The following is a 6436-nucleotide window of genomic DNA, read 5'->3' as shown; positions in this document are numbered from 1 at the left end:
CCGGGCACAGTGGAGATCGAGGGCGGGGGCTCGGGCCTCACCTACGCCGCGTTCCCGCTCAAGGGCGGCGGGGCCTGCGCACTCGTCAGCGAGTACCTGCCGCAGTGGGTCTCGCGCGACCTCGCCGGCATGCTTCCCAACCCGCAGAGCCTCATGCTCGTCGGCGCCGTTGCGGGAAGCGCGCTCGCGCTCGCGCTCGTGGCGCGCCGCGCGAGCCGCGTGATCTCGCGCAAGATGGCGCCGCTCGCGGAGGCGGCGGGGCGCGTCGGCGCGGGGGAGCTCGACTTCGCGGTCGGCAGCACCAACGTGCGCGAGGTGAACGACGTCCTCGCAGCGATGGACGCCATGCGGGCCTCCCTCGCCGAGTCGCTCGAGGCCCGCTGGGCCGCGGAGCGGGGGCAGCGCGAGCAGGTGGCGTCGCTCGCCCACGACCTCAAGACGCCGCTCACCGTGCTGCGCGCCAACGCCGACTTCGTGGCGGAGGAGCTGGAAGACGAGAAAGACGCCGACCTCGCGGCCGCCGCGCGCGACATAGCCGGCGGTGTCGAAAGGCTCGACGGCTACGTGCGCCTGCTCATCGAGGCCTCGCGCGGGTCCGGCGGGGCGGAAAGGGCCCCCATGCGGCCGGCCGAGCTCTGCGAGCAGGTCCTCGCCGAGGCCGCCCAGATCGCCCGGGCGCGAGGCGTGACGCTCGACGCGGCCACGGGCCCTGCCGTCGCGGGCGCGCCCGAGGCCCCGCTCGACCGAACCGCCCTGGCGCGAGCCGCCGCGAACCTCGTGGCCAACGCCGCCGAGCACGCGCGCTCGCGCGTGGCGGTCTCCTGCGACGTCGAGGGCGGCCACCTCGTCATCGAGGTGGCCGACGACGGACCGGGCTTCTCTCCCGCCGCCCTCGAACGCGGCTGCGAGCGCCTCTTCACAGACGACTCCTCCCGCTCCTCGCGCGACGGAGGCCGCCACTACGGGCTCGGCCTCCATGCCGCCTCCGAGGCCGCGAGCGCCCACGGGGGCTCCGTCTCGCTCGCCAACAGTCCCTCGGGCGGCGCGGTGGCCACCATCGCGGTCCCCCTGTGAGGGCCTGACGACTCAGGCCCTCACACCGGCGTGCCTCGCAATCAAACGCTTCCCGGATAATAATGCCCGTTGCAGGGATCGCCCTGGCTAGTCGCCGCCCATGTGCATGAGCATGTCAGCGATGCGAGTCGCCATCTCGTCCGCCGCTGCACGGATGTTGACGACCCAGGATGCAAGGCCGGCCTGATCGGATGCCTCCGCTTCAAGCACGTCGCAGTTCGCGGTCACCGCCATGAGCGGGGTGACAAGGTCGTGCGAGGCGGTGCAAACGAACGCGCGCTCCCGCGCCTCGGCCTCCGCCACCGGTCGCAGGGCGCGTCCCGTTGCCGTCCACGCCACGTTGAGCCCCCCAAAAAGCCGAAGCGATCGGCGTCACTCGCTTCGCTAAATCAACTTTATGGGATGACGGATCACGGTCTTGAGCTTCTCCGGCGCGCACTTGCGCGGGTCGGAGAGGTAAATCTCGTGATGCAGACGGGCTTCGGAGAAGTCGGGGGCGTAGCCCCGTTCCGCCACGAATGCGCGCATGGCGTCTATGGTCGCCGGCTCGTCGTCGTAAGGCCCGGTATGCATGCACTGAACGCAAAGGCCCTCGTCGACCCTCAGCAGCTCGACCGCCGAGAAGTCCAGCTTCTTCTTGGCGGCAGCTTCCGAAACTGCCCAGTCGAAGTCCTCGCGAGTGACGAAATCGGGCAGACGGATGCACGAGATGAAGTTGAAGTCATCCTTCCGCGCATAATCAATCTCGCCATCGGTGCGGTCTTGCCACCAGAAGCCCTCGAGCGGAGGCACGACGAAGTCGAAATAGCCTTCGATCTCTCGCGGGCCCCTCTTCGACATCTTGATGGTATAAGCGACGCCGTAGAGCAGCGGCAACACGTTCTGGTACTCGCCGCCTTCGGCATTGGGATTGCCCTTGCCCCGCACGGCGACGTAGCTCATAGGCGGAACGGTTACGACGCTCGGCTTGCCGGACGGCCTGTAGAGCTCCCTGAACTCCTTCTTGAAATCGTATGCCATCGCAACAAACCTCCCTGAGCTTGGGCTTCCGTCGATATCCGACCAAATATAGCAATGGGCGCGGCTTCGGAAGAGGCCGCGCCCATTGCAGGATATTATAACACAGAATCGAACGTCTGTTCTATTCCCATTCGATGATCCCAGTTCCGCCGTCCCATCATTCCAGTTACGCCCAGTTTTCGGTGCCGTCTCGAGCCAAGTGCCGCCAGGTGACACCATGTCGTGCTTCGTCAACTTCGGGGACAAAAGCTGGAACAGCCTCAAATACTTTTTTCAAACTCAGGACTTTGATTTTTGTTTTGTCCCAAAGAGCGCAGCGGGGCGCCTTAGGAGGCTCGATAGCGCTGAAAACGTCCGTTTTGAAACTCAACCGACCTTTAGCGTGCAAGCCGCCAGCTACAATCGTAGGTGAATTAACGCAGGTGGCTTGCGCGACATTCGCAAAACCCCAGGTCGCAGGTCTTCGCCATCGGCGGGAAAGGTGAGTAGTCTCGGGTGGCTTGCTTATAAGTTAGTGAAATCCTGAAACGTGACAAGACTTATTACACGAATGATGTCGCCAGCTTCGGGATTGCCTCGTCGTCATAATATCCTTTGAGCTAACGAGGATGCCAGCCACGGGGTTGTCGATTTTCTGATGCATTAATAACCAGGCAAAGTCGGATAATCATATGAGCGGAGAGCACAAAAAGATAGCAGCTCATTAAGACAAATATCCTTGGCAGAATGCACTCCGGTGACTAGGATGACGACAGAGGAACGAGGAGGACAGAACGATGCCATCACTCAGCGAGCGGTCGCTCGAATCTATTGCAAAGATGTTCGTGGGCGACGAAGGAGAGCTGTTCCGCTACTTGTCGGGCCCTCAAATAGTGACATTCTTCAATGACCATTTTGACTTCCGGGACATCTACCAAGGTGGCAACGCTCCTACCAGATGGAGATACGCCGCCGGAAAGATAGCCAGTGTTGCATCGAGCGGCCGTCTCGATCGTTTTTTCTCAATCGTTCTTGGATTCAAGTATATGGTCAGTACTTTTGGCTGCGATGAAATCGAAGCCCGAGAAAGGGCGGACAAAGCGAAGAAACGGTTCAACCAAGTACTAATCTCCGACGAGCTTGAGATAGTCGGAACAGACGGCGAGATGAAGCTTGTGGTGATTGATTCGGATCTAATCCCGATCGGGAAAGGCGGCTTTGCCGAGGCGTTCAGGCAAAAGTCAACAGGCAGAGTCCTGAAAAAGCTCATGCCCGAAGTAGCCCTTGATGCAAGAAACCGCCATCGCTTCAAGCGCGAATACGAGATAATGAATGATCTTTCGGAGCTGCCAGGGGTTCTCCGTGTCTTTGATTTCGACGAGAGCAATTGCTCCTACACGATGGAGGCCGGCGAGACCACGCTACTAGAGTTCATGGACAATCCTCTATCCGAGCAAGTCAAGATGTCCATAATCGAACAGATAGTTGGCACCATGGCTGCCATTCACTCGCGCGGATACATTCACCGAGATCTAAGCCCCACGAATATTTTTCTACTGAGCGGCCAACTGAAGATTGCCGATTTCGGGCTTGGAAAGAACTTGAACACACTTTCATCCTACCAAACCACCAACACAAACAATTATGGACAGTGGTTCTACTGTTCACCTGAACAGCTTGTCTATCTAAAAGATGGAGACAAAAGGAGCGATGTCTTTTCCCTGGGCAGGATTATCAACTTCGTGCTCGCCGGACATCCGACAAAAACGAATCATCGTCTTCGACCGCTGGTAGAAAAAGCAACCGCAGACGATCCGTCGAAAAGATACCAGGATGCGGCAGAGTTTTTGAGCGCGATAAAGCGAAGGTTGTCTTCGATAGCAGATGCGGACCGGGAAACGAAACTTGCGGAAAAGGCAGCACGGGGAATCCTCGACGGAGAGGTTGCCGAATGGATTCTCGAAATGACCGATGAGCAGCTGTGCTCACGGGTAGCGTCAAACCCCGCGTTCGCTAAAACGGTTGTCAAATTTACGGAAATCGACAACGGCAATGCGGCCTTTGTCATGGATGCTATCGACCAGGGCATGACGCAAGTCTGCAAGACATGGGAAGACCACGATCCATTTGCCGACATCGCAAAGTCGATTGTTTTAAGCAAGGCGCCATACGACATCAAGGAGCGTGCCTGCCAAACGCTTTCATATGTAGCATGGCAAATCAACCGTTTCCATGCCCAGCATCTGATTGAGGATATTATCACCAGCGGAATAGACCCGATGCTGGAAGACCTTCTCAACGACTCCGTGTAGATTCATTAATGCAGCGCAGGCCTGCGTTCGTCTAGGGAAAACGATACGATAGACGGCATCTTGGTTGCACCCTAGGCCGTTCACCCTTCCGCTCGCTCCCATACAGTTCGATTTCGATAAGCTGAGTCCCAACCGATAGGTACCATTTATCCGGGTGCACCTGGGGGCAACGGGCCGGTAGGCCTGCGCAAGGTCGCTCGCAGAACGCGCAACATCAAACACGACAGAAGAGGCGAACGACAGATGCCGAACTCCGGACGACAGCACCGCGGAAGACGAGCATTCCGACCACAACCGAACGAATCTCAATCCTAGGCAGGCGCCCGCACGGGCGCCTTTTACTTTTCAGGGACTTAGCCGCGAGCTAATCGGAGACCATAGAGCACTTCAAAACGGTTCAGAACGATAATCAACAAAACCGCAGGTAGAATATGCTGTTTTGAAAATCGTCTCTTACACTCCGCAACGCTCGGAAGCGCTCCGTTCAGGATTGTTCGTAACCCCCCGACCGTCCAAACAAAGAGGCGCAGTCCAAACTTGACCTGCGCCTCTCATCAAAAAGTATTATTAGTTGTATATCAATCCAAGCATCCAAGCGATTGGCATGAGAACGGCCGCCGCCAGCAACACAGGGATACAAGCCACGATTGCCAGCCCTCCGCCAGCTCCTCGCGAAACCGCCTCACGAAAGCATCTGGCTCACACAGCGCTGCACGGCGGCGGAGTTGGAGCCCAACCGTCGCTTGCGCTCCTCGCCGTTGCCGTAGTCGCCGTTGATGACGGTGCGTGCCAGCGCGTCGATGTCGACCTCGCCACTGCCGGACGAAGAAGAACCGCCGGAACCACCGCCGGAGAGAATCCGGTTCACCTCGGCCTGCACCTCGAGGTAGCGCGAGCTCAGGGCCCGTTTACGCGCCTCGCCGTTGCCGAACTCCTCGTTGATGACGCGCCACGCCAGGCTCGCCACGTCACCCGAGGGCGCAGAGCCGCCACTGCCGGAAGACCCCGCAGCCACGGTGTCCGAAGACCCGGCGCCTCGGCAGATGCGCGGGCGCAGGGCGGCCCTGCGCCCGGCGGCGATGTAGGGCGCGGGACAGATCTTGCCGGTCACGTCGTAGCGGCGGATGACGCCGCCCTCGGAGATGCCGTAGCGCTTCATGAGGGTCTGCACGAGCCAGGCGAGCTTGCCCGCCTCGACCTCGCTGTAGTCCTCGCTAGCGCTCACGGCCTCGATGCCGACGCTGCGGCAGTTCATGAGCCAGTTGCCGGCGTGCCAGGCGGTGTCGCCCTCGGCCACGCTCTGGTAGATCTCGTCGGTGATGTCGCCCACGAAGTAGCGGGCGGACGACCCCTGCCGCTCGTTGTGCGAGAAGTAGATCGCGTTGTTGCGGGCCGACGCCAGAGTCGCCGTGTAGTGGATCACGATGCGGTCGATGGCGTGCGAGCGCCTGCGCGTCATGCGATCGCTGCCGCACTGCTTGAACAGGATGCTATGCCCCATTGGCGCTGACCTCCTTGAATCCCGCGTCCTCGCCCTCCTCGGGCTTGAAGTCGCTGGGCGTGGCGGGCTCGTAGCCGGGCTCGCGCAACTCCTCCCAGCGCTCCTCCTCGCTTGCGTACTCACTCATCGGAATCGCTCGCCTTTCCCAGCTCGGCAATAACGGGCGAGAGCACGGCCATCACCATGGCCACGCACAGCGCGCGCCGCGTGGGGTCGAGCACGACCACGCCCATGAGCAGGTCGACGTTGGCCACTACGACGCCCAGGACGCCCTGGACGACCGTGCGCATAAAGCGCCACTGCCGCTCGTTGCTCGTCAGAAAACGGTTCATCTGCCGCTCCTCTCCTCAAGCGCGTCAACGTCGCGCCTGACCACGGCCATGTCCTGCTCGAGCTTGTAGGTGCGCTCGATGAGGCAGTTGTGCTTCTCAACGCGCCGCGCGAGCTCGTCAATCTTGAGCTCCATCACCGCGCGGCTTCGCGAGTTCGACGCGATCACCCCGACCTGCGTCACGACGCCGATGAGCGCCACCGCAATAGACTCCACAAG

Annotated in this window: 8 protein-coding genes; 2 read left to right on the top strand and 6 right to left on the bottom strand. The window is 60.6% G+C overall.

The features are described from left to right. A partial coding sequence (locus tag ACESWY_RS01965; protein WP_373092627.1) for a sensor histidine kinase occupies positions 1-1074 on the top strand: 1074 nt, incomplete at its 5' end. A gap of 87 nt (positions 1075-1161) precedes the next feature. On the opposite strand, the gene ACESWY_RS01960 is transcribed toward ACESWY_RS01965, so the two are convergent. Continuing rightward, positions 1162-1413, bottom strand: coding sequence for a histidine kinase dimerization/phospho-acceptor domain-containing protein (locus ACESWY_RS01960; protein WP_373092625.1), 252 nt, complete (start codon positions 1411-1413; stop codon positions 1162-1164). 45 nt (positions 1414-1458) lie between these two features. Then, positions 1459-2094 carry a GyrI-like domain-containing protein gene (locus ACESWY_RS01955; protein ID WP_373092623.1) on the bottom strand — a complete coding sequence of 212 codons (636 nt, stop codon included), beginning with the start codon at positions 2092-2094 and terminating at the stop codon, positions 1459-1461. Positions 2095-2870: 776 nt separating this feature from the next. On the opposite strand from ACESWY_RS01955, the gene ACESWY_RS01950 reads away from it, so the two are divergent. Next, a complete protein-coding gene (locus ACESWY_RS01950; protein WP_373092621.1) occupies positions 2871-4385 on the top strand; it encodes a serine/threonine-protein kinase in 1515 nt (504 codons plus the stop codon). Positions 4386-5067: 682 nt separating this feature from the next. Here the strand turns inward: ACESWY_RS01950 and ACESWY_RS01945 are convergent. Genes ACESWY_RS01945 through ACESWY_RS01930 form a run of 4 tightly spaced genes read right to left on the bottom strand, consistent with a single transcriptional unit; the run spans position 5068 to position 6433 of the window. Further along, positions 5068-5886 carry an N-acetylmuramoyl-L-alanine amidase gene (locus ACESWY_RS01945; RefSeq protein WP_373092619.1) on the bottom strand — a complete coding sequence of 273 codons (819 nt, stop codon included), beginning with the start codon at positions 5884-5886 and terminating at the stop codon, positions 5068-5070. Further along, on the bottom strand, positions 5876-6013 hold the full coding sequence (locus ACESWY_RS01940; protein WP_373092617.1) for a hypothetical protein: 138 nt from the start codon (positions 6011-6013) through the stop codon (positions 5876-5878). The genes ACESWY_RS01945 and ACESWY_RS01940 overlap by 11 nt, the downstream gene beginning before the upstream one ends. Beyond that, positions 6006-6218, bottom strand: coding sequence for a hypothetical protein (locus ACESWY_RS01935; protein ID WP_373092615.1), 213 nt, complete (start codon positions 6216-6218; stop codon positions 6006-6008). Before ACESWY_RS01935 ends, ACESWY_RS01940 begins: the two co-directional genes overlap by 8 nt. Continuing rightward, the gene (locus tag ACESWY_RS01930) at positions 6215-6433 is read right to left on the bottom strand and encodes a hypothetical protein (RefSeq protein WP_250787836.1); all 219 of its coding nucleotides are present in this window, start codon (positions 6431-6433) and stop codon (positions 6215-6217) included. The genes ACESWY_RS01935 and ACESWY_RS01930 overlap by 4 nt, the downstream gene beginning before the upstream one ends. Between the last annotated feature and the right edge of the window lie 3 nt (positions 6434-6436).

The sequence above is a fragment of the Collinsella aerofaciens ATCC 25986 genome (assembly GCF_964237925.1).
GTDB classification, from domain to species: Bacteria; Actinomycetota; Coriobacteriia; order Coriobacteriales; family Coriobacteriaceae; genus Collinsella; species Collinsella aerofaciens_BJ.
This window is presented reverse-complemented; position numbering and strand designations above follow the sequence as displayed.